The sequence below is a fragment of the Kitasatospora sp. NPDC085879 genome (assembly GCF_040686255.1).
GTDB lineage: Bacteria > Actinomycetota > Actinomycetes > Streptomycetales > Streptomycetaceae > Kitasatospora.
On the sequence record NZ_JBFBJZ010000041.1, the window covers coordinates 1 to 22,853 of the forward strand.

At 73.5% G+C, this 22,853-nt stretch carries 16 protein-coding genes; 4 read left to right on the forward strand and 12 right to left on the reverse strand.

Annotated elements, in window-relative coordinates; genetic code table 11:
• Positions 1-106 precede the first annotated feature (106 nt).
• The 3 genes from AB0P35_RS27135 to AB0P35_RS27145 form a co-directional block, all read right to left on the reverse strand.
• On the reverse strand, positions 107-511 hold the full coding sequence (locus tag AB0P35_RS27135) for a hypothetical protein (RefSeq protein WP_363515525.1): 405 nt from the start codon (positions 509-511) through the stop codon (positions 107-109).
• A gap of 448 nt (positions 512-959) precedes the next feature.
• Positions 960-2,030 (reverse strand): polyprenyl synthetase family protein, encoded by a 1,071-nt coding sequence (locus AB0P35_RS27140; protein ID WP_363515528.1) that lies wholly within the window; start codon positions 2,028-2,030, stop codon positions 960-962.
• Positions 2,031-2,257: 227 nt separating this feature from the next.
• Positions 2,258-2,851 carry a helix-turn-helix domain-containing protein gene (locus tag AB0P35_RS27145; protein ID WP_363515531.1) on the reverse strand — a complete coding sequence of 198 codons (594 nt, stop codon included), beginning with the start codon at positions 2,849-2,851 and terminating at the stop codon, positions 2,258-2,260.
• A 124-nt stretch (positions 2,852-2,975) separates the two neighbouring features.
• Here AB0P35_RS27145 and AB0P35_RS27150 point away from each other — a divergent pair, with 124 nt between their 5' ends.
• Positions 2,976-4,085, forward strand: a complete 1,110-nt coding sequence (locus tag AB0P35_RS27150; RefSeq protein ID WP_363515534.1) for an NAD(P)/FAD-dependent oxidoreductase — start codon at positions 2,976-2,978, stop codon at positions 4,083-4,085.
• Positions 4,086-4,259: 174 nt separating this feature from the next.
• Here AB0P35_RS27150 and AB0P35_RS27155 read toward each other — a convergent pair whose 3' ends face one another.
• Together AB0P35_RS27155 and AB0P35_RS27160 are read right to left on the reverse strand one after the other, a co-directional pair.
• On the reverse strand, positions 4,260-4,901 hold the full coding sequence (locus AB0P35_RS27155) for a transglycosylase family protein (protein WP_363515537.1): 642 nt from the start codon (positions 4,899-4,901) through the stop codon (positions 4,260-4,262).
• A 347-nt stretch (positions 4,902-5,248) separates the two neighbouring features.
• The gene (locus AB0P35_RS27160; protein ID WP_363515540.1) at positions 5,249-5,584 is read right to left on the reverse strand and encodes a hypothetical protein; all 336 of its coding nucleotides are present in this window, start codon (positions 5,582-5,584) and stop codon (positions 5,249-5,251) included.
• A 28-nt stretch (positions 5,585-5,612) separates the two neighbouring features.
• On the opposite strand from AB0P35_RS27160, the gene AB0P35_RS27165 reads away from it, so the two are divergent.
• Positions 5,613-5,912 carry a hypothetical protein gene (locus tag AB0P35_RS27165; RefSeq protein WP_363515543.1) on the forward strand — a complete coding sequence of 100 codons (300 nt, stop codon included), beginning with the start codon at positions 5,613-5,615 and terminating at the stop codon, positions 5,910-5,912.
• Positions 5,913-6,003: 91 nt separating this feature from the next.
• Here AB0P35_RS27165 and AB0P35_RS27170 read toward each other — a convergent pair whose 3' ends face one another.
• A complete protein-coding gene (locus AB0P35_RS27170) occupies positions 6,004-6,438 on the reverse strand; it encodes a VOC family protein (RefSeq protein ID WP_363515546.1) in 435 nt (144 codons plus the stop codon).
• Positions 6,439-6,845: 407 nt separating this feature from the next.
• On the opposite strand from AB0P35_RS27170, the gene AB0P35_RS27175 reads away from it, so the two are divergent.
• On the forward strand, positions 6,846-8,390 hold the full coding sequence (locus AB0P35_RS27175) for an FMN-binding glutamate synthase family protein (protein WP_363515549.1): 1,545 nt from the start codon (positions 6,846-6,848) through the stop codon (positions 8,388-8,390).
• Positions 8,391-8,814: 424 nt separating this feature from the next.
• Complete coding sequence (locus AB0P35_RS27180) at positions 8,815-9,504, forward strand: DUF4232 domain-containing protein (RefSeq protein WP_363515552.1); 690 nt, start codon at positions 8,815-8,817, stop codon at positions 9,502-9,504.
• A gap of 62 nt (positions 9,505-9,566) precedes the next feature.
• Here AB0P35_RS27180 and AB0P35_RS27185 read toward each other — a convergent pair whose 3' ends face one another.
• The 6 genes from AB0P35_RS27185 to AB0P35_RS27210 form a co-directional block, all read right to left on the reverse strand.
• Positions 9,567-10,049 carry a hypothetical protein gene (locus AB0P35_RS27185; protein WP_363515555.1) on the reverse strand — a complete coding sequence of 161 codons (483 nt, stop codon included), beginning with the start codon at positions 10,047-10,049 and terminating at the stop codon, positions 9,567-9,569.
• A gap of 15 nt (positions 10,050-10,064) precedes the next feature.
• Positions 10,065-11,561: a hypothetical protein gene (locus AB0P35_RS27190; RefSeq protein WP_363515558.1), complete on the reverse strand. Its 1,497-nt coding sequence runs from the start codon at positions 11,559-11,561 to the stop codon at positions 10,065-10,067.
• 47 nt (positions 11,562-11,608) lie between these two features.
• On the reverse strand, positions 11,609-15,238 hold the full coding sequence (locus AB0P35_RS27195) for a hypothetical protein (protein ID WP_363515561.1): 3,630 nt from the start codon (positions 15,236-15,238) through the stop codon (positions 11,609-11,611).
• A 94-nt stretch (positions 15,239-15,332) separates the two neighbouring features.
• Positions 15,333-17,903 (reverse strand): hypothetical protein, encoded by a 2,571-nt coding sequence (locus AB0P35_RS27200; RefSeq protein WP_363515564.1) that lies wholly within the window; start codon positions 17,901-17,903, stop codon positions 15,333-15,335.
• Between the two features lie 79 nt (positions 17,904-17,982).
• A complete protein-coding gene (locus tag AB0P35_RS27205; protein WP_363515567.1) occupies positions 17,983-21,282 on the reverse strand; it encodes a DUF6603 domain-containing protein in 3,300 nt (1,099 codons plus the stop codon).
• A complete protein-coding gene (locus AB0P35_RS27210; protein ID WP_363515570.1) occupies positions 21,282-22,853 on the reverse strand; it encodes a M14 family zinc carboxypeptidase in 1,572 nt (523 codons plus the stop codon). The genes AB0P35_RS27205 and AB0P35_RS27210 overlap by 1 nt, the downstream gene beginning before the upstream one ends.

The window sequence follows — 22,853 nt, forward strand, 5'->3', positions numbered from 1 at the left end:
CAGCGACACCCGACCCCCTTGACCGACAACAAGCCCGATCCTGGCAGCCGGAACCATCCGCCATCACCGCTTTGCGGATTTCCCAACGGAGTCCTTCAGAGCCGGGTCAAGTTGACGACACCATGTCGTAGACCGCCAACCCCAGGACGAGCAGGACCAGGGCCAGCAGGACCCCGCAGGTGAGACGGAACCGGAACCTGCTCCAGCACTCCGCCCGCCGGCCGTCGGGAGTGTCGGTGCGCCAGACCGACGGGATGTCGACGCGGCCTTCGGCGATAGCCGTCGCGGCCTGCCGCGCATCCCCCGGGTGGTAGTAGTAATAGGTCGGCGCCGCCCCGTAAGTGCCTCGGCTCTCCCCGCCGACTTGGCGGACGCGGACATCCGCGCGCCCAGCGGCGCCCGGCAGCCAGTCCTCACGGACCGGCCACAGCGCGGCGACCTCGCGACTGTTCAGCCAGGGCTCCTCCTCGTGCGGTGGCTCGGATGCTCCCGAATCCGGCGTGTTCGGCATACGTCCCCCTCGATGCGGTCAGCCCCCAGTACACACCCGCCGCCCCGGAGGCCGACAGGGCGCCTGCGGCGCTGTCACGCGCGATCGATGCATCCCTCCGGGTTGTCAGGCGGCGGGCGACGCCGGCACCCCGCCGGAAGAAATCTGCCCCCCGTACTTGGTCGGAGAAGAGGTCGCGGGCGGCAGTCTCACTCGGTATGCGCGACGCTCGGCTGCCACCACGGCGGCCAATCCCGGCCTCGGCGAGGATTACCGGACTACCAGCCGCGGCCTGGCGGCGGTTTTGGAACCGGCCGTCCTTGGTACTCGGGCCCTCACGTCATCCGGATTGCGGGATGCGGCGGAGCCCCGACGGCCGCGGCTCGGTGCCCAGCCCCCCCAGGACGGCGACCAGCCGGGTCCTGCGCCCGGCGGCGGGCCGGCGCAGTGCGAACGGTGCGGCCGCCGGTCAGGTTGCCCGCTCGATGCTCCACAGCGGCAGCTGCTCGAAGAAGGCAACCGATTCCTCCCGCCACCGCGACCGCCAGCCGGCGGCCACCGCGGACGCCCGCTCGGCGCAACGGCGCATGTCCGCCTCCATCATGCCCGGCACGCCCCGGTGCTCGGCGGTCTCCCGGACGGCGGCGATGGTCTCCGCGGTGCAGGACGGGTTGCCGAGAGCGGCCTCCACGGCGCGGCGCTCGGCGTCATCGGCGACCGCGAGCAGGGCCCGGACGGTGTAGCTGTGCCTGCCCTGGCGCAGGTCGGCACCACACGGCTTGCCCATGGTGGCCGCGTCTCCGAACAGGTCCAGGTAGTCGTCGCGCATCTGCCCGCCGATCCCCACCAGCCGCGCATACTCGCGCAGTTCCTTCTCCCAGTGCGAGGGCTGCTCGCCCGCGGCCAGGAGACCGAGCTGCAGGGGCGCGAGGATCGAGTACCGGGCGGACTTGTAGTCGGCCACGCAGTGCAGCATCTCCTCGTCCGGGGCCGCGGCGAAGTCGCGTTCCAGATCGATGATCTGGCCGATGAACGTGTCGGCCGCGGCCCTCGTCTGCACCTCGGCCATGGCCTGCCGCACCGCCACGGGCACCTCCGCGGTGAGGAGCACCCGCAGTGCCAGGGCAAGGGCGAGGTCGCCTGCCAGTACGGTCAGCCCGAGAGCCGTCTGCGGGTGGCCGGGGAACTGCTCGCGGTAGGCGTAGTAGGTGGTCGGGCCGCCGCGGCGGGTGGGGCTGTCGTCGATGAGGTCGTCGTGTATCAGGCCGTGGGTCTGCAGCAGCTCGATGCTCAGCCCGGCGGCGTCCAGCCCGTCGACGGGCTCGGCGGTGACCAGACGCGCTGCCTCGTGCAGCACGACGACCCGCATCCGCTTGCCGCCCCGCATGGAAAGCTCCCGCAGCAATCGCAGGCACTCCGGGGTGAACCGGCTGAACGCCGGCGCATCGAGCTCGGTGCCCAACGAGTCGAAGTACTCCTCGAAGAGTGTGTTGAACCGGTGCGCATATCCGGCGGCACGTCGGAGGATCTCCTGAGTCATGACGCGCTCTTCCTGCTCGGTATCTGTCGGGGGACACATCGCTGCCGGCATCCGCCACGCCGCCTACGAGCCCTTCACCCGCCCGCTCGACCTGCTGGGCATCATTTGACCGGCACGATTACAAGATCACAGGACTTTGCAGCAGCCCTGGGCAGCGTAGTTACTCAGGTTGAACCTGTGAGGGCGCGCAACGCGTCCACGCGCACCAGGACTCCGCGCAGACCGGGTCAGCTGCCCGGGTGGGAGGCCGCCCAGCCGTGTTCGAGCAATGCGAAGGCCTCGTCGGCGACGCGGTGCGGCTCGGCGTGCCGCAGGATGAGGCCGCGGGCCTCAAGGGCGAAATGAGCCAGGGCGGCGCAGCTGAGGTCGTCCTCGTGGGCGCCGACAGCCTCGGCGATGGCCCGCGCCAGGGCTGCTTCGTGGCGCGTCCACATGCGGTGGGCGTAGTCGCGCAGCGCGGGGGTCTCCTGCACCATGCGTGTGAAATCGGCGAACCGCGGGTCCGTGGCATGCACGGCGAACTGGGTCTGCTTCAGCAGGATGTGCTCGCGCAGCGCCTGCGGGATCGACGTGCCGGGGGTGCGGTCGCGCACGGCGGCGACGAGCGCCGCCTCCAGGTCGTCGTCCTGGTCGAAGACCAGGGCTTCCTTGCCGGAGAAGTGCTTGAACAGGGTGGTCACCGAGACGTCGGCGGCGTCGGCGATGTCCTTGACGCCGACCTGGTCGTAGCCGCGGTCGAGGAAGAGCTCGAGTGCGGCGTCGGCCAGGGACTGGCGGGTCTGGGCCTTCTTGCGCTCGCGGCGCCCGGTCGGTTCGGTCACTCGCATACCGTACCCCAGAGTGAAGCAGCTACAAAAGTTGAGTCGTTGCACTTATTTGGTGAGTGTGCTTTCTTGGTGAGGCCGGACCTCCCGGCGGCTCACCCACCTCCTGAGGGACACTCCCATGAACCCTGCTCGTGGTCCCCGCATCGCGATTGTCGGAGCCGGCCTCGGCGGCCTCACCTGCGCCCGAGTCCTGCAGCAACACGGCCGCTCCGTCACCGTCTTCGAACGCGAGGCCTCCGCCGGCGCCCGCCCGCAGGGCGGCACCCTCGACCTGCACGCCGACACCGGTCAGGCCGCCCTGCGGGCGGCGGGGCTCCTGGACCGGTTCCAAGCGCTCTCCCGCCCCGAAGGAGAGGAGTGGCGTGTGCTCGACTTCGCCGACGCCGCCCTCCTGTCGCATCAGGGGCCGTCCGCCGCCGGCGGCCGGCCGGAGATCGACCGTGGCCAACTGCGCGGTCTGTTGCTGGACTCGATCACCGAGGGCACGGTGCGGTGGGACCGCGCCGTCAGCAGGGTCACCCCGCTGCCGGACGGCACCTGCCGGCTGCTCTTCGGTGACGGCACCGCCGAGGACTTCGACCTGGTGGTCGGTGCCGACGGCGCCTGGTCGCGCGTCCGACCGGCCCTGTCGCACGCCGCACCGCGCTACACCGGCGTCACCTTCGTCGAGACCGGATTCGACCACTGCGACACCCGCCATCCCGACCTCGCGCGGCTGGTCGGCAACGGATCGATGCTGGCGAAGGGCGCCGGCAGGTCCCTGGTCGCCCAGCGCAACAGCAACGGTCACATCCGCGCCTACATCGCGCTCCGCGCTCCGGAGGACTGGCACGTGGCTGCCGGTATCGACCTCGGCGACCAGCGGGCCGTACGGACGCACCTGCTGACGATGTTCGACGGCTGGGACGAGAGCCTGCGCTACCTCCTGCGCAACGGCGACAGCGGGTTCATCAACCGATCCCTGTTCGTCCTGCCCGCCCCGCACACCTGGGAGCACGTTCCCGGCGTCACGCTGCTCGGCGATGCCGCGCACCTGATGCCCCCGGTTGGGCTGGGCGCCAATCTCGCGATGCTCGACGGCTCCGACCTCGCCCACGCCCTCGTCACCGAATCCAGCGTCGACGACGCCGTCCGCGCCTACGAGAGCATCATGCTGCCGCGCTCGATCGAGGCCGCGACGGGCAGTGCGCAGGGACTCGACCACCTCGTTCCCGCAGCGACTTCCTGAGTCGACTCCACCGCCCGGGCCGCTCGCCCGTTTCCGCGTCGATCACGTGCACTCTCCCGGCGGTCGCATCCGCCCCAGGGCGGCGTCGTCAGAGGGCGGCTGGATGATGGGCGGGGTCCGCCGGGAGATGCTGCAGGGCGCGGATCTCGCCCCGGGTCGAGCCGGATCGGGGCGTCAGGGCAGGCGGAGGGTCTGTCCGGTGAGGATGAGGTCGGGGTTGTCGCCGATGGTGTCCAGGTTGGCCTGGTAGAGGGCGGGCCAGCCGCCGGGGACCTGGAGGGCTTGGGCGATGCCGTCGAGGGTGTCGCCGTCCTTGACCACGAGCGCGGTGGCGTCCGCGGGGCCGGGGTCGGGGGTCGTGTCCGGCTCGGCGACGGCCGGCTGCTGGGCGGCGGACCGTTGCGCCGGTCGTGGCGCGGGGACGGTGTGGTGGCCGGTGGTGCGGCCGGCGCGGGTGCCGCAGACGGGCCAGGGGGCGAGGCCGCGGCGGGCGGCGAGGTGTTCGGCGACGGCGATCTGCTGGTCGCGGGTGGCGAGGTCGGGGCGGGGCGCGTATGCGGTGCCGCCGTTGGCGCGCCAGGTCGCCTGGTTGAACTGCAGGCCGCCGTAGTAGCCGTTGCCGGTGTTGGCGTGCCAGCGCCTGCCGCTCTCGCAGGCCGCGACCCTGTCCCAGTCGATGCCCTGCCCCGCGACCGTGCCCGCGGCAGCCGTGGTTCGGGCGGGGGTCGCGCTTGCGGGGGCGGTGGTGGCGGTCCACAGACCGGCGGCGCAGGCGAGGGCGAGGAGTAACTGCAGGATCCGGTGGGCGATGGACATGGCGGAACTCACTCCCCGAGTGGTCGGCGATCGGGCGGCCGGCGCCCCGGGGGCACCGCATCTCAACCGTTGGCACGCTTTGCCGTCCCGGCTGGGTCGACATTCCGCAGAGGTCACCCGCCCGGCCGTGCTGAGCCACCCGGTCGCACCATGCCCGCCTGCCGGTCGGCCCGGTCGGCCGAGGAGCCGTCAGGAGGCCGTCTCCGGACGGTGGCCGGTGCGGTTGAGCATGGCGGCCAGGAGCCGTACGGCGTTCTCGGTGTCGGTGAGTCGCTCGGCGGTGGGGAGCACGGCGCCGAAGGCGTGGCCGTCGGGAGCGGGCAGGGCGCGCCAGTGCAGGATCAGGGTCAGTCGGCTGCTGCACCGGGCGAGGAACCAGGCGAGGTGGCTGTGGGGGTGGGCGACGGCGAGAGCGAGACCGGCGAGGGCTCCCGCAACCCCTCCAGCCGGTCGATCCGCGGCGGCCCTTCCTGCACATCCGCCGGACTGTCGGTCTGCCGGGCCAGCGCCGGATCCCCCGGGGCCGGCTCCCACTCGCCCTGCTCGAGCTGACGCTGCGCCTCCTGTACGACCTGCTCGACGGCCGTGAACGTGCCTAAGCGGCGCAGCCTGGTGACGTTCGGGTGGTGGAGGGCATACCGGGTTCGTCCTGCGGGCAGGCGCGGTTGGGAGGCGTGGCCCATGGCCTAGGGCTTCTTCGAACCGGGCGGCGTGTACCGGTACGACCGGGGCGGAGCGCCCCGCGAGTTCGACGTGTTCGTCGTCGTCCATGTCGGACGGTCACCTACCGGGTCCGAGGATCCACCCGGCACGGACGAGACCGCTTTGGGCTGGCGCCGTACCGTCACCGGCCCGGACGGTGCGGGTCGACCGCTCGGCCCGTACGTCTGCCACGACGCCGCCGGCTGGCAGCCCGTGGCCGACGAGGAGCTCGGCCCGCTGGTCGGCAGCTCGATCTCCGACCTCGCATGGCCCGCCCCCGGCCGGCGCAGACGCCGGCCGCCCCAGTAGTCGAAGGACGGGACGACTCCCGCCCCATGCGGGACCACCTTTGGAGAAGCCCAAGGGACACGGCTCCCCACCTCGCCGTCTCGGAGGACGCTCAGTCGATACAGAACTCGTTGCCCTCGATGTCCAGCATCGGGATGCACGACTCGTTCTCCTCGTCGGCGTACAGCGTTCGCACGTGGGTCGCACCGAGCGCGACCAGTCGTGCGCATTCGGCCTCAAGCGTGGCCAGGCGCTCAGCACCCACAAGTCCGGTGCCGACCCGCACGTCAAGGTGCAGCCGATTCTTGACGACCTTGCCTTCGGGAACGCGCTGGAAGTACAGGCGCGGGCCCACACCTGAGGGATCGCTGCATGCGAACCACGAGTCCCGATCCTCGGGCGGCAGCGAGCGATTGAAATCGTCCCAGGTCGCAAACCCCTCCGGTGGCGGCGGTACGACGTACCCCAGCACCTCGCACCAGAAGCGAGCGACACGCTCAGGTTCTGCGCAATCGAAGGTGACTTGGAACTGCTTGACCGATGCCATCGGGCCACCCTAGCAGGGGGATTCCGATGCCAAATTCTCGGTGGGGATCCACATGTTGACGAGAGATCGGCCCTTGTGAGCCGCTGCTGTGTCTGCGGTCGTGGGGGGTGAACCGATGGCGATGCCTCCAGGGATTGCCCGCAGTTCCGGACCATCACGGCCCTCGCCGCGTCTTCCCGACGGCAGCACGCCGATCCAGGTCCGCACCTACGGAGAAGACGCCTCCGATCGGCCGTGGCCGTCCGCGACAGGCGCCAGTGTCGGCACCGCCATCCCGTCGCCCCCGCCGCGCGATGCCGTACCGCGGACCGACCCCCTGACCGCGTGCCTGTCCGGGTGGCCTCCTACCATCGTGTCGCATCGACTCCACCGCGGGGGATGGAGAGGTGCATCGAGGAGGAACGTCCATGCAAGCCCGGAAGATCGGCGCGGCGGCCGCAACAGCGGTGGCGCTTCTGGCGGCCCGCGACCTCGTCCAGAAGAGGCACGCACTGCTCCGGAACTTCCCGGTGATCGGGCATGCCCGGTACCTGTTGGAGACGATCGGGCCGGAGCTGCGGCAGTACATCGTGACCTCCAACGAGGAGGAGCGCCCGTTCAGTCGTGACCAGCGCACGTGGATCTACGCCTCGGCGAAGGAGGAGAACAACTACTTCGGGTTCGGGACCGAGGTCGACGTCGAGCACGTACAGGGGCACGCCTACCTGAAGCAGCGCACGTTCGCCGGCGCGCTGCCCGACACGCACGACCCGCTGGCTCCGCTGCCCTCGGCCAAGGTGCTGGGCGGGCCGCGCGGGCGCGCGAAGGCGTTCCGGCCGGCGAGCGTGGTGAACATTTCGGCGATGAGCTTCGGATCGCTCTCCGGCGCGGCCATCACGGCGCTCAACAAGGGGGCGGCGCTGGCAGGGACGATGCACAACACGGGCGAGGGCGGCCTCTCGCCGTACCACCGCAACGGCGGTGACCTCGTCCTTCAGCTCGGTACGGCGTACTTCGGCTGCCGCAACGAGGACGGCAGCTTCAACCTCGACAAGCTCAAGGACGTGGTCGCCGGTGCTCCGGTCAAGGCGATAGAGATCAAGCTCTCCCAGGGCGCCAAGCCGGGGCTGGGCGGGATGCTGCCGGGCGCGAAGGTGACCCCGGAGATCGCCGGGATCCGCGGCATCCCGGTCGGGAAGGACTGCGCCTCCCCGTCGCGGCACTCCGCGTTCAGCGACGTCGACTCGATGCTCGACTTCGTCGAGTTGCTCGCCACCGAGACCGGTCTGCCGGTCGGGGTCAAGAGCGCGGTGGGAGAGATGGGCTTCTGGCAGGAGCTGGCCACGCTGATGGCGCGCGGTGACCGCGGGGTCGACTTCGTGACCGTCGACGGCGGCGAGGGCGGCACCGGGGCGGCGCCGCGGATCTTCGCCGACTCGGTGTCACTGCCGTTCCGGATGGGCTTCTCCCGGGTCTACGGCACCTTCGCCGAGCTGGGGCTGACCGACGACCTGACCTTCATCGGCTCGGGCAAGCTCGGCCTGCCCGAGAACGCCGCGGTCGCCTTCGCCCTGGGTGCCGACATGATCAACGTGGCCCGTGAGGCGATGCTGTCGATCGGCTGCATCCAGGCGCAGAAGTGCCACACCGACAAGTGCCCCACCGGCATAGCAACCCAGAACCCGTGGCTGGCCCGCGGCCTCGACCCGACCTCGAAGGCCACCCGGGCCGCCTCCTACCTGCGGACCCTGCGCAGGGAGCTGACCAAGGTCTCGGCAGCCGTCGGCGTGGCGCACCCGGCACTCATCACGGCCAACGACATCGAGATCATGAACGGCGACTACGAGGCCCGCACCCTCGCCGGCGTCTACGGCTACAAGGACGGCTGGGGCGAGCTCGGCCCGCACCTCGCCGACGAGATCACGGCGCTTCTCGCCACCGGGCCGACCTCCGTCCGGAAGCCGGCCGTCTGACGCGCCGACGGGGGTGACTGCAGACCCGGGCGGCGCTTCCCTCGGCTGTGACAGGGCTGTTGCCGGAAGTGTGACCGCCGTCACGGCCCCTGACGCCCGGTCATGGTCAGCTCGGTGGGTGCATCGTTCCCGTACCGCTTCTCCTGTCCTCCTGGCCGCCGGGGTCCTGGTGCTCACCGCGTGCGGCTCGCAGGCCACCACCGGTCCGCAGGCCGCCGCCCGGCCTAGCGGCATGTCTGCCTGCGGCGTGCCGACGGGCCGGTCGGCTTCGGCACCGGTCGGTGATCCGGCCGAGCCGGAGGTGGGTGGTGTCAGGATCACGGGCTCCGGCCCGCTCTGTACCGAGTTCGCGGTCACCAACCGGGGGAGCGAACCCTTCACCTACACGGTCACGTTCACGCACCTGTCTCCGTCCGGGAAGGCGATGTCGGTCAGCAGGCAGACGGTGCCGGACGTTGCGCCCGGTCGGACGGTGGTGGGCACCGTCGCGGCAGGTGCGTCCCCGTCCGTCCTGACCGAACAGCACATGGCCGGTACCGTCCCCTCAGGCGCAGCCGCGTCCGCGTCCGTGGGCGGCGAGTGGGTGCGGATCACCAAGGTGCGCAGTGTTCCGAGCAAGGAGGCGTCGGCCGAGTCCGGGGTCTGCCCGTCGTCCGGGACGCGGGTGTACGCCGACGAGGGTGATGCCGCCATGGGGCTGCGCGTCCTCGGCCTCCACCTGGAGAACTGCGGGGCGGGAACCGTCCAGCTGAACGGCTATCCGGAACTCCAGGTCATCGACGAGGAGCACAGGCCCGTCGGCAGCGTGCAGGTCCTGCACGGCGGCAGCGCCATCTCGACCGGCACCGGCGCCGACGATCAGCCGCAGCCGGTCACGCTGGGGCCCGGCGAGCGCGCCTACGCCGGGTTGGTCTGGCGCAACACCGTGGAGGCCGGGCCGGCCGGCCCGGTGAACGCTCCGTATCTGAGGGTCCGGGCGAAAGCGGGTGCCGACCCGGTCATGGTGATCCCGGAGCTCGACCTGGGCACCACGGGCCGGCTCGGTGTCGGCGCCTGGAGGAAGGACGGGACGCGGAGCGCGGCCACCGCAAGCGCCCCGGGCACCCGGCCCTGACGGGCTGCCGGTGTCGGCCGGGCCCCCGTACGGCTCGCCCCGCCCGGTGGTGACGGCGACGGTCAGGTCTCGGTGGCGAGGTGGTCGGTGATTCCGACCTGGTCGATCATCTCGGTGACGAGACCGGTGGTGGCCGCGGCGACGGCGCCGCCGACCGCGCCCGTGACGGCGTCCGTCGAGCGGTCGTCCCGCCGGTCGGCGTCGAGCCCCGCGTGGGCGCCGAGGATCGCACCCAGGAGCACCTGGCCGCGCCGGTCCCGAGGGCCGCTCTGCTCGACGATGTCGACGACGGCGACCGCTAGGCGGCTGGCGTCGGCGCGTCCGCGGATCGTGTCGGCCTTCGCGGAGGTGTCGGCGTTCGAGAAGGCGAGCCTCGCGTACTCGCTCAGGTCGTCGACCTCCGCCTGGGTGAGGCCGGCCAGGGTGAGGCGCAGCAGGTGGTAGGGGAGGCGCCTCAGCGAGGCGTCCTCGACGATGAAATCCCGTCCGGTGCGGAACTGGTCGCCGGCCTGGCGTGAGACGTTCCGGGTGCTGCTCGTCGACATGATGTGCTCCTTTCCTCAGGCGCCCGGTGGCTGCGGGGTGAGCGCGTCGAAGTGCAGCCTGAACGCCGGCGGCGTCAGCAGGGGCGCACGGCGGCGCTGGGTCCACAGCACCGGGCTGCCGTCGGTCGCGCGGGCGAGCATCGCCCGGCGTTCGAGCCGCAGCCCGTCCACCGGGATCGCGGCCGGCTCGACCTGGTGGACGGGGTGGGTGGGCGCGACGACCAGCAGGTCGCTGACGGGCTCCGGCATCAGCACCGGCACCGGACCGGTCAGGTCCGCGGCCCGGGCCTGGACGAACCTGCGCCGGCCGTCGACGGGCTTGATGACGTACGGGTGCCAGCCGGGTGGTGTCCGGGTCGCCGCCTCGTAGGTGTGGCCGAGGCGGCCGGAGGCGTCGACGGTTTCGGGGACGGGCGGGGGAGGGTCCGGCGGGCTCCCGACGTCCCGTCCGGTGACCCGGCGCTCGACCGCCCACGCGAGGTTGGCGTCCTCGTCGACGCCGACCGTCACCTCGTCGAGCACCGGCCCGCTGAGCGGTGTGGCCGCGGCGGCCCAGACGACCAGGGACTCCCGGCCGAGGCCCTCGGTCGCGTACAGGCTCCAGCCGTCCGCGGGCGGGGCGAGTTTCCACTTGTCCCCGAAGGAGTCGACCACCGTCACGGAGGTCAGCGTCACGATGTGGCCCGCCAGGGCGTCGACGGGGAAGTCGAACCAGTCGTCCGACTGATTGACGATCAGATCGATCAGCAGCAGCGTGGCGAAGTGCGAGCGGTCCGGCGGGTAGCCGCCGATGTCGACCGCCGAGTCCTCGATCTGCCACCACCGGGGCAGCGGCGCCCCCGGGTAGCGCACCCGGCCCGGATACACCTGCCGTTTCTCGCCGCCCTTGGCGGCCGCGGTCCCCGAGGCGTCCGCGCTGTACCAGTCCAGGTCTCCGCCGTCGTGCCGGCGGACGGCGAGATCGACGCCGCCGGCGGTGAAGTCGGCGGAGTAGCCGAACTCGGTGGGGTCCCACAGGTCTTCCGGTTCCCGCTCGGGCGGCGCAGCCGGGCCGAACCAGGAAGGGTCGAGGCCGAGCTCCTCCCGCCGGGCCCACAGGGCGCGGCCGTCGAAGCCGGTGAAGGTGTCGTACGGCACCGGCAGCCCGGCGAGCAGCAGGTCGCGGTCGTCGGCAGGGATCGCGACGCCCGCCTGTCCGGCCGCGTCGGCCGCCAGGCGGCCCAGTCCGACCCGCCGGCCCGGCGTCCACCAGTCGAAGGGTTCGGACTCCACGATCGCCTCCGCGGGCGTGGTGACCGGGTCGCCGCCGCTCAGCGGCTCGATGGGCGTCTGCCGGCACGCGTAGTGGACCCGCACCGGCGACGAGGCGTCCTCGCCCTGGTGCTCGCCGAGCTGCCACTGGCGCCCGAGCAGCCACGCCGGGTCGGCGACCTCCGCCGCGAATCCCCTGGCCAGGTCGTCCAGGCGGGGCGTGGCCGTGATCCGCCGCACCAGGTCGTAGATGATGGCCATGTCAGACCCTCACTCTCATGTCAGACCTTCACTCCCATGCCACGCCGTCACTCGATGGGGGTGTCGGTGCGGCCGGTCGCGGGCAGCAGGACGGTCGGCAGCAGTCCCAGGACGGCCGGGTCGAGGTCGGCCGGCCGGGCCATCCGGGCGTGGGCGAGCTGCCGGGTCTCGACCACGATGTCCAGCACGGTCCGGTCGTCCAGCTCCGCCTTGGGATCGGGCGGTACGGCCAGCAGGATGCCCTGCGGGGCGCGGGCGGCCGGGGCGTCGAAGCCGAACGCCGCCGCCGTCGTCTGCTCCGGGTCGGGGACGACCTCGGTCCACCGGTCCAGTACGGCCGCGGCCACCTGCGGGGTCGCGGTGAGGTCGAGTCCGGTGGGGGCGTAGGCCACGACGAGCCGGCCGGTGTCCGCCGGGTCCTGTTGCCACGGGTCCGCGGGTTTGGTGGACCAGGCGGCGAAGGCCGGCGTGCGGAGCTGTTCGACCTCCAGCCGGGCCAGCGGCGGCCGGACGGCGGCGACGGTCGCGAGCCAGTCCAGGTCGAGGTCGGCCGGTTCGACCGGCGGCGGTGCCGCCGGCGACAGGACGGCGAGCTGCCCGGTCGGGCTGACGAGCCGGGTGATGGCGTCGAGCAGGCCGCCGGTGTCGAGACCGGCCGGGTCGGGGGCGGCCTGCGCCCGCTCGGACAGCAGGGTGCGGGCCCGCTCGGAGGCCGCACCGGGAGCCGCCTCCGGGGGCGGGTCGGGGGCGATCCCCCAGGCCCGGCAGGCCACCAGCAGCCGCTCCGCACCGGCCGGTTCGGTGGTGTCCGCCAGCAGATCGGCGAGGATCTTCGCCGTCCGGCGCAGCTCCTCGTAGCGGGCCCGCAGCCCGGCCTCGACGCCGCTGGGCGGGGTGGGCAGCCCGGGCTCGGTGGTGATCGCGTCGGGGCCCGCCGGCGAGCGGCCGAGCAGGCCGACCAGCCGGGCGGCGTCCTCGTAGCGACGCGAGCCGTCCGCGGACGCGAGTTCGGTGTCCCGTCCGCCGGCCGCGGCGACCACCAGGCGCTCCAGGTCGGTGAGCGGGAGGGCGAGCGCGTCGGCCGGGGTCAGGCCCAGATCGGCCAGGCTGACCCGGACGTCCCCGGCCTCGCCCGGCACGGTCCAGGTCCAGGCGGTCGCGGGGCCCGTCCGGGCGGCCAGGAAGGCCGCAGCGGACGGGTCCGCCAGTGCGGCCGGCGACAGCAGGGCGTGCTCCGCCGGCTCGTCCGGAATCGCCGGCGCGGCCACGTCGGGCAGCAGGAGCAGTACGCCGGTGGCCACCGCACGGCCCTGCCGCCGGCTGTTGACCACCTCCAGCTCGGGCGGCCGGGACAGTCCGGCAGCGGCGTCCATCGCCGCGCCCGCCACCGTCGGCCGTCCCTGGGTGACGTGGTGCACGGCCTCGGCGACGAGCAGGTCGCCGTAGGCGTCCACGGCCTGCCGCAGGGCCGTCACCTCGGCCAGCTGGGCGCCCGACATGCCGAGGGACGCGGGGGGTGCGTCCAGGACGGTCAGGCCGTCGCAGACCCGGCGGCCGGCGTGTTCGGTGCGCAGCGGGAACGCGGTGCGCAGGGCGTCGACGAGGTCCGGCGAGCCGGCGATCCGTTCGACCTCGCGGCCCAGCACCTCGCCAAGGTGGGCCCCCGCGCGGACGGAGTCGCCCAGCCGCGCCGCGTCGCGGACGGTCCGCGAGGTCAGGTCCATGGCCCAGCGACCGGCCTGCGGGTCGTTGACCGCGCGGTCCCGCAGCACGGTGGCGGTCAGCGCCTGGGCCTGCGAGGGGGCGTGCAGCAGCCCGGCGGGCGTGGGCCCGGGGCTGCCCGGCCGCGGTGCGTCCACCCAGCCGTAGGCGCCGAGCCGCGGGGCCGGCCGGGCGTCGAGCAGATCCTGGAGCCGGCGGGTGGGCGGGCCGGCCAGCCACGGGTCGAGGCGGTGCGTCGCGGTGTCGAGGTTCGCCCGCAGCATCCGTTCGAGGCGGTCCTCCGACGTCTTGACGAGGGACGCGAGCCCGCCGACCACCCGCTGGAAGGCCACCGCGGCCGGGCTCGTACCGCGCAGCATCTCGGGTGTGGTCCGGCTGATCCAGTGCTCCAGCCGCCCCTGCCGGTTGTCGGGGCGGGCCGGCTCTTCCAGGGCCGGGACGGGCTCCCCGAGCGTCTCCCTGCCGACGTCGCCGATGGCGACCTGCAGCGCTCGGACGACCAGGCGCAGCAGCAGACTGTCCGGTTCCACCCGCAGCCGCTCCGCGAGGGCCCGGGTGTCGGCGAACAGGGCGGGCGCGCGGGTCGCGGTCTTCAGCAGCAGCGCCAGCACCTCACCGACGGTGCGGTCGGCCGGCAGACCGTCCGGCACGACCAGGGGCATCCGCAGCGGGCCGGTGCGCCCGCGCGAGCCGTACCGGCGGTGCGGGGCCAGCCCCAGCTCGCCGGCGAGCGGGTAGGTCAGCTGCCACTGCTGGTCGAGTTCGTGCCACCCGCCCGCGGTGCCCAGCAGCAGCATCGACTGCCACCACAGCTCCAGCGGCGCCGCCCGGCGGTGCCGGTAGGACGGGGCGCTGGGGACGTGGCCGAGCAGGTCGAGCAGGCCCTCCGTGGAGGTGCCGGCGACCGTCCCGCGCCGCTCGGCCGCGGCCTGCCAGACCTCCCTCAGCCGCAGGAGCGGCGGGAGCAGGCCCGGTTCGACGTCCTGTTTGCCGGCCACCCAGCGGGTCAGGGCGGTGGCCGGGAGCAGGCCGTAGGGCTGCGGGCCCACCCGGACGGCCGGGAACATCCCCTCGGGGAAGAGTGCCTCGGCGGCCCAGGCGGCGGTGTCGGCCGCGCGCGGCAGCGCCCACACGTCCGTCGCGGCGAATCCCCACAGCGCGGGCCACAGGGCGCGGACCATGCCGGTGGAGGCGCTGAAGTGCGGCTCGGTCGGGCCCGGCAGCCGGCCCAGCAACCGCTCGTCGCCGGTGAGGGCGAGACTGACCAGTTGTTCGTTCTCACCCGGCGTGCCGTCGAGCAGCTGCCAGCAGGTGTCGGCGTCCGTGGCGAGCCCGGCCGCGGGTTCGCCGTCCACCGTGTTGGTGGCCGTGCCCGGTGCGACCAGTCCGAGCCTGCCCTCGGCGCTCAGTGCGCCGAACAGTGCGCCGGGCGGTGTGCCGCCCAGTCCGGTGACGACGAGCAGGTCGATGTCGTCGGGGTCGCCGGGCAGCGGTACCTCCCCGGCGAGTCCGGCCCGGACGGCCTCGTCCCAGTCCTCCCACCAGCGGGGGGCCGTCGAGTCCAGGGCCACGGCCAGCCGGGAGTGGTCGACGGCGAGGGTCAGCACGTGCTCGGGGTCGCCGCCGCCACGTGCCAGCCACACGTGCAGCTCCTTCGGCAGGCCCTCGATCCGCTGGAAGACCGGTTCCTCGTTCAGCTCGGCCGGGTCCTGGGTCAGGTACGTCCGGACCAGGAAGACGGCCCGTGGGGCGCCCACCGCCGAGGCCAGCTCCCGGAACGCGGGCAGGCCCGGGTCCGCGGCGTAGCGCTTGAGCGCGGTGACCTCGGCGGCGCCCGGCCGGGGGTCGTGGCGGGTGAACCAGAGCTCGTCGGGCACCACCCGCAGTCGCAGGGTCGGCCCGGCGAACCGGGTCTCGATCCGCAGCGGGAGCAGCACACCCAGGTCGGCCGGCATGGGGTCCTCCTCAGGGGGCCGGGGTCGAACGGTCAGGCTGTCGGGGTCGCGGCGACTGGCGGTCATGGTGACAGCGAGCCACGGTGACGGAGGGTCAAGGTGTCGAGGGGGTGAGGCCGTCGCCGCGGACGAGCACCCGCACCGGGTCGGCGAAGGCCTCGTCGGCGAACCGGGCGCCGTCCCGGCCCGCCGGGCTGACGGCGTCGTTGAAGAACCGGTAGCCGGACGGCGGCTCCTCCAGCACCACCCAGTGCGAGGCGATGTCGCCGGCCGGGAGGTCCTGGAAGCCGAAGAAGGTGATGTCGGCGCCGATCCGTCCCTGGAAGGCGGGGAGCACGCGCGTCGCCGCCGGGTCGGGGTCGGCGTCGAAGTCGACGCCGCCCCCGTGGACGGCCGACACCAGGTAGAGCAGCGTCTTCGGGTAGCGCAGGAACAGCTGCCCGCGGAACAGCAGGACCAGGTCGCCGCCCGCCGCACCGCCGGGCCGGTGCTCGGCTGCGCCCAGCGCACTGCCGGGCGGCCAGTTCGCGACCCCGACGATGTCGTCGACGCGCTGCCCCGACGCGGTGTCCGCGCGGTCCCAGAAGACCCGCAGCGGCGTGCAGCCGGTGGCGATCGGCAGGTTGCGCCAGCGCAGCTCGCCGACGAGCTGGGTGTTGTAGCCGACCAGGAAGGCGTCGGTGAAGACGGGGTTGGTCTGCACGGCGTTGACCGAGTCGTCGGGCAGGTTGCCGGCGCCGGGCAGCAGCCACTCGGCGAACGCGTCGTTCAGGTCGCGCCACACCGGCCGGTCCAGGCCGACGCAGACCTCGGGCGGGGCCAGCGGCTGGGCCGGGTCGAGTCCGTCGATACCGGCCAGGACGCGGACCCGCGCCGGCGCGTCCTCGGCGGTGGGGTCGAACAGCGGGGTCACGCTCGCGGCCAGCGCGTCGAGATCCACCGGACGGCACGGCGGTTCGCGCCCGGGCCGTTCCGCCAGGGCGTCGAGCAGGCCGACCAGGTCGCCGGGCAGCTCCGGATCGCGGCCGAACTCCTTCAGCGCCTGTTCCAGCCGCTCACGGGCTTGCGCCAGGGCCCGCTCGTCGCGGGGGTCGGCCGCGGCGCTCGCGGTCAGGGCCTCGATCGACCGGCCCCAGGCCAGGTCGGTCCGGCCGTCGGAGGCGGCCGCGATCAGTCGACCGAGCAGGGCCGTGGCCGGCTCCTGCAGCGCCTTGGGGAGCCGGCGGACGTCGAAGCGGCGCAGCCCTTCGACCGCGTTCCGGCTGTCGAGGCGACCCGACGCCAGCGCCTCCTTCAGCCGTTCGTCGAAGCGCCGGCCGAGTGGCGGTACGCCGTCCTCGCTCGGACCGGGCGGGCGGGGGCAGCGGTCGGCGGCCCGGAGCACGGCCGCGGGATCGATCGCACCTCTGAGCAGCGTCGTGCGGGCCGGTCCGGGGCGGACGGCGCGGCGGGCGGCGGTGGAGAAGATCCCCGGGGGCAGCGCCAGGCCCTTCGCCGTCGTGAGCTCCGCCACCGGGCCCTGCGGGGTGACCACCCGCCGCAGGGCGGGGCCGAACAGCCAGAGCCGGTGCAGCGGATCGGCGGGCAGTCGGCGCCGCCACAGGGCGCCGGAGGCGGCGAGGCCGAGGCTCAGCCGGCCGAGCCACTGGGCGGCGACGGCGAGCGCCCCGGCGTGCTCGCGGGCCTCCTCGACCAGCTGCTCCTGGAGCCGGACGCCCAGTTCGAGGCCGAGTCCGGCGGCTCCCCGGTGGCGCGGGTCGCCGTTGAGGCCGGCGGCCCAGGCGGTGGCTGCCGACGGCCAGAGCGCGCCGTACACCGGCGGCCCGATCACCGGGCGCCCGCGCGGGTCGGGCGGCGGGAGGGTGTGCTGCGGCAGGTCCACCGCGATCGCGGGATCCAGGTCCGGGTCGGTGGAGCCGATGGGCGCCAGCGCGCCGCGCAGCTCGACGGCCCGGTCCGCGAGGTACGGGTAGCGAACGGGTGCCCGGCCGGTCGCGGGGTCGGCGCCGCCGGGGGTCAGCCGGGCCGCCAGCTTGGCGAAGCTGCCGGGCTGGGCGGCGGTTCGGAAGCGCCAGCTGTCGTACACGGGCAGGGTGACCGGGGCGGCGCCCGTCCACCCCGGGACAGCGGGTACCAGCAGCGCGACGTAGTCGGTGTCCGCGGCGAGCGGGCGGGTCGACAGCAGGCGGGCCAGGTGGCGGCCCTCGGCCTGCTGGACGTGCCCGTGCGGGTGCGGCGCGGCGAGTGGGTGGGCGTTCTGGACCTCCGTTCCGAGCGACACGGAGTCGCCGGCGAGGGTCAGTTCGGTGCCCTCGACCCCGACGACCAGGGCCAGCCACGGCCGCAGGACCCCGGTGCCGGCCGCGGGGTTCGCGGCCGGGGTGTAGCGCCAGGGCAGGGCGGCGTCGGCGAACTCGACGTGCGGGCACTTGTCGGTCTCGGCGTCGACGGCCCCCGGCACCGGGTAGCGGCCGACGACCGCACCCGGTTTCAGGCCCGCCACGTCCTGCGGGCCGGCGAGCAGGAAGCGGACCTGGCGCGCCTCGGTGCCCGTGATCGCGCCGTCGGCGGCCCGGCCGGTGAGCGTCACGTCGGTGGACACCCGGGCGCGCCCGTCCTCGGTGCCCGTCACGAGTTCACCGACCCGCTCCCGGGCCCAGCTCACGAACGTCAGTGTGGGGGGCACTGCCTACACCTCCTCGGAAGGGCAGCTCTGCGGGACGGAACGTTCGCCTGGCGGATCATCAGAACGGCACGGACGCGACCTGGTCGGTGGCGGGGACCGCCGCGGCCCCCGCACCGGCGGCGGTGAGCTGGTGGGCCTGGCTCTCGCTGAGCCCGCCGACCACCACAGCCCCGTCCGCGGCGTGCACCTGCCACTGCTCGTCGTGCACCCCGATCGCACCGGCGACCGCCGCCCGCTCGACCTGCCCGGTGCGGGCGCCGACCGCCCTGGCCAGCCAGCCGGGCACGACGAAGTCGAACCCCACCGACGGCGGGCTCGGCAGCCGGATCTGCTGGACCGTCACCGCATGGGTGCGGGCCGGACCGTCCGCGGTGCCGGGCGCGCCGAGCCGGACCCCGCCGTCGAGGCGTTCGAACGCCTTGCGGTTGAGCGCGTCGCTGTCGGACAGTTCGGCGAAGGCGCCGGGCGCGAACCAGTCGACGGCGCTGCCCGTGACGGCGGGACCGGTCGCCGTGACCGTCTCCGGGGTGGCCAGTGGCGTGCCCTCGAAGCGTTGCAGGAACAGGCCGAGCGGTGCCCGGGACTGCGTCCAGGCGACCTGCCCGACCGGGGAGAGGACCGGCAGCGCGGTGCCCGCCGCCGGTTCGACGACCGCCGAGCCGTCGGCGGCGCCCTCACCGGATGCGAGGTTGCCGGGCCGTTCGAGTTCGGCGGCCAGCTCGTCCACCGCGCTGCCGACCGGGACGGCCGTCGGACGTCCCTCGGAGCCGAGGGTGAACGTGCCCTCGAAGCAGATGTCGAAGAAGAGGATCTCGATGCAGTACTCACCGTGGAAGGTGATCGGGCCGGGCCCCGACAGCTCGCCCGTCACCCGGACCCCGGCCAGCGTCGCGCCCTCGAAGCGGACCCGGAACGAGGCCGAGAAGGTCGTCCGGAAGAAGAACGGGTCGAAGCGGATCAGCGTGTCGAAGCCGAGGAAGCCTCGGGCGCTGATCGGGCCCGCGTTGACGGCGGCCTCGACCGCCGCACCGAGCTGGAGGGTGTTGGTGGTGACCGCGAAGTAGCCCTCGAACCGCAGGTACAGCAGGTCGGTGGGGGTGCCCCGGGTCATCGCGATCCGGGTGAGGGACGGCGGCAGCACCAGCGGGGCGGGGGAGTACGCGGGATGGAACCCGCCCACCGACAGCAGCACGTACGGCTGCTCTCCCCAGCTCAGCCGGAACGCGGCCCCGCCGGAGAGCTCCAGCACCTCCAGCAGCCGGCTGTCGACCAGGACGGCGTCGAACTCCAGCACCCGCTTGGCGAAGTCGAGCAGACCGATGATGTCGAGGCGGATCTGCAGCAGCGGGCCACCGCCGGCCGGGTTGTCGATCACCGCCCGGGCGGAGCCGAGCAGCACGACCTTCGTCGGCCCGGGCAGCTCCACGAAGACACCGAGGTCGAACCGGACGAGTTCGGCCCAGGAGAGCTGGAGGGTCGGCCCCACCACGCTGACGCCGGGGGTGGGCGGGAAGACCGCGGACAGGTCGGCCAGCAGCACCGGCGCGTTGCGGATCGGGTCCTCGGGGGCGAGGATCCGGCCGACCGCGCCGGAGGCGAACCGGCCGCGCAGCGCGTCCACGTCGATCCGCCGGTTCAGCGCGAGCAGCCCGCCGACCGAGGAGAGCGCGAACCCGAAGCCCAGCTGGATCGGAGGGAACTCGGCGCGCAGCACGACCAGCAGGGCGAAGCCGCCGGCGGCCGGGCCGGTGTCCAGGATGCCGACCGCGGAGACCCCGACGGGGCCCAGATCGACCTCGAAGACCCCGGCGTAGCGGCCGGCCGGCTGGTCGAACAGCAGGAAGCCGCCGCCCTGCACCGGGCCCGCGTCGATCGCCAGCCCGAGCCCCTGCGGGGCCAGGAACCGGAACGACACGTCCACCGGTCCGAGACTGCCCTGCCGGAGGGCGAGGTCGGTGCCCACACCGACGCCCTCGACCGACGCGGTGAACGGGCAGAGCGCGATGCCACCGGTCACCCGGGCCTCGGTCCCGATCCCGGCGGCGTTCGGCAGCACCACGACGTCCAGCCGGTCCAGACGGAGCGGACCGAGTTCGACGGTGAGCGGCACCGCGAGCCTGAGGGCCGCGCCGCCGCTGAACGTGACGCCCTCCTGCGCGCTCCAGCGCAGCCCGAGGTCGAGATCGAGCTCCAGCGTCCCGGGCAGGAAGGTGGCGAGGAAGCCGTCCGCACCGCCGAGACCGACCACCAGTCGGCCGTCCGCGATCTCGGCGTCCACGACCAGATCGGCCACCACCTCGGTACTGGCCGCCGCGAACCGCAGACCGAGCCCGGCCTGCACGGACTCGGCGGTCAGCCGTGAGCCGTCCGCCTGCCCGAACAGCACGATGGGCCCTGCCCCGGGTGCGGTGCGCCGGAATCCCAGGGTCAGCTCGCCGGACAGTTCCGGCGCCGGGGCGAGCGGGACCAGCCTGGCCGGCGGCTCGATCCGCACCCCCGCGCCGACGTCGAGCGCACCGACCGCCCGCAGCCGCACCTCCCACCGCTCACTGAGCGGGAGCAGCACGTCCACGCCGGTGAAGTCCACCACGTCGAGGGTCAGTTGCAGCGGCGTCGGCGCCGGAGCGCCGCCGTCGGGCTCCAGCGCGAGCAGGAACGCGCGCAGCCGGGGCACGTCCGGCTCGATCACCGCGGGCAGCCCGATCGCGGTCAGCAGCGCGCACAGGCGGCCCAGCAGCAGCCCGGCGTCCAACGCCTGCGCCGCATCGCCCCAGCGGTAGACGCTGTTCAGGGCCAGCGCGGGATCGTCGAACACCACCGGCAGCCGGTCGAGGCGCAGGCTGCGCCGCTGGTACGCCGCCCGGGTGCCGTCGGCGGGCTCGGTGACCGACTCGATCAGCCCGAGCAGCGCGAGCGTGCCGCCCAGCCTCGGGCGGTGCCGCTCCAGGTAGCTGACGATGGTGAAGTGCAGCAGCCGCTCGGGCAGTTGGGCGAGGATCGGGCCGAACTCGGGTGGTGCGCCCTGGAAGGCGTTCTTCACCTCGGTCGCGAGCCGGCCGAGCGAGGTGAACGTGCCGGCGACGACGGGTACGAGCTCCGCGAAGCCCTGCGCGATCAGTGCCCGGTCGTCCGCCCGGACGGCTGCGCCGAGAGCGGCCGTCCTGGGCGCGAGGCCGCCCAGCGAGGTGGCCGCCGTGGTGGCGGCGGACACCACGGCGGGGGCGTCCCGCACCGCGTCCGGGAGCGGCAGTCCCAACTCGGTGAAGAGCCCGTCGACATCGCCCGCCTGCAGCCGGGTGCGGAGCGGTTCGAGCAGGCGTCCGAGCTCGAGCGCGAGCAGTTCGGCGGTGCCGGCCATCAGCCTGTCCTTCCCGGTGGAGTCCGTCCCGGTTCGCGTCCCGGTGCCCTCATGGCCGACTCCGGGAACGTCCTGAGCAGCGCGGCCGCCGGCCCGACCAGGCCGTGGCGTACGGCGGCGCGCGCCCAGGGGTGGGCGGACAGGTAGCGCGCGAGGGGCGGGCTGACCCGGTAGTACCAGCGGTCGAACCGCGGCCCCAGCCACGCGTCGCGGAAGCGGCGCAGCGTCACCACGTCGGGGTGATCGGGCGTGCCCATGGTGGCGGTGGCGACCAGGCACGGCTTCCCGAGTTTGGCGGCGATCGTGCCGAGTGCGATCAGTGCGGCGTGGATCTCCCGCTCGATCTTGGCGTAGTGGCCCGGCGGACTCGTGTAGTCGGGGTGGAAGCCGGCCTCCTCCTCGTGCCCGGACTCGATGCCGAACGCGAAGACCGGTGCCCTGGCAGGGTCGTCGAACTGCTTGCGGAACGCGTAGTCGTGGGTGGTGCCGGTGACCGGCCCGCCGCCGACCGGGTGGTACAGCACCGCGGCCTGGGCCACCTCGTAGGTGGAGTGGTCGCGCCTGGGGTCGGGTGCCGTGGAGCCGATCACCACGCCGGCGCTGGCCAGAATGGCGTCGCGCATCGAGTCGCCGATGAAGCCCAGGTTCTTCTTGACGAAGTGCGGTGCGGAGTCGGTGACGAACTCCTTGTAGTCGGGGTCGGTGAGCGGGAGGGACAGGCTGCCCGGCCGCAGGCCGTCGCGCTTGCCCGTCCAGGCGGGGGAGGAGAAGGTCATCGTCGGGTCGTCGCCGTTGTCCTCCAGGCCCCAGGGCAGCAGGACCTTGCGGCCGAACTGGTGGATGTCGACGAAGAACGCGGGCTTCTTGGTGTCGACGATCCACTGCACGTTGGCGGTCTCCGGCTCGGAGGTCACCGAGGGGCCGCGGTAGGTGTCGTCGGACTCGTCGACGGCTTCGGCCGGACCTGTGGGATAGTCCGCCCGGTAGAGGGCCATGTCGTAGTAGTCCTCGAACTTCCACGCGATGTCGTGGTTCCGGTTGATGTCGACACCGATCTTCGCGGGGTCGGGATGCGGTCGCCGGTTCTTGCGCCACCCGCCGGAGAACGGCGACGGAGGGTGCAACTGGTCGAAGAGCCGGCCGTCCGGATTGATCAGCGGCGCGATGTACAGGTCGACCGCGTCGATGATCTTCTTGACGTCGCTCGCCAGGATCGTGAAATCGGGGTAGCCCACCGCCGGGCCCGAGGGAAGCGGTTCGCAGGACATGGCGGGGAACGTGATGTCGCTGCTCCCGTCGTGGCTGACCAGGATGGACTGGGCGAAGCGGATCAGCGCGTCCGGCGGTGCGGACTCGCGGGCGTGCACGCCGCCGATCAGCACCATGACCGGCCGGTTGGAGCCGCTTCCGTTCGCGATCTTGATGAAGTGGATGTCCTTGCCCTCGACGCTCTTGTTGGGAAACCTGTCGAGCGTGCACAGGGCCGGGAAGGAGGCCGCGAGGTCCGCCAGCGCCGCCTCGATCTGGGCCGGGGTCTGCGGGACGGTGATCGCGGCGTAGGGCGGGGGCAT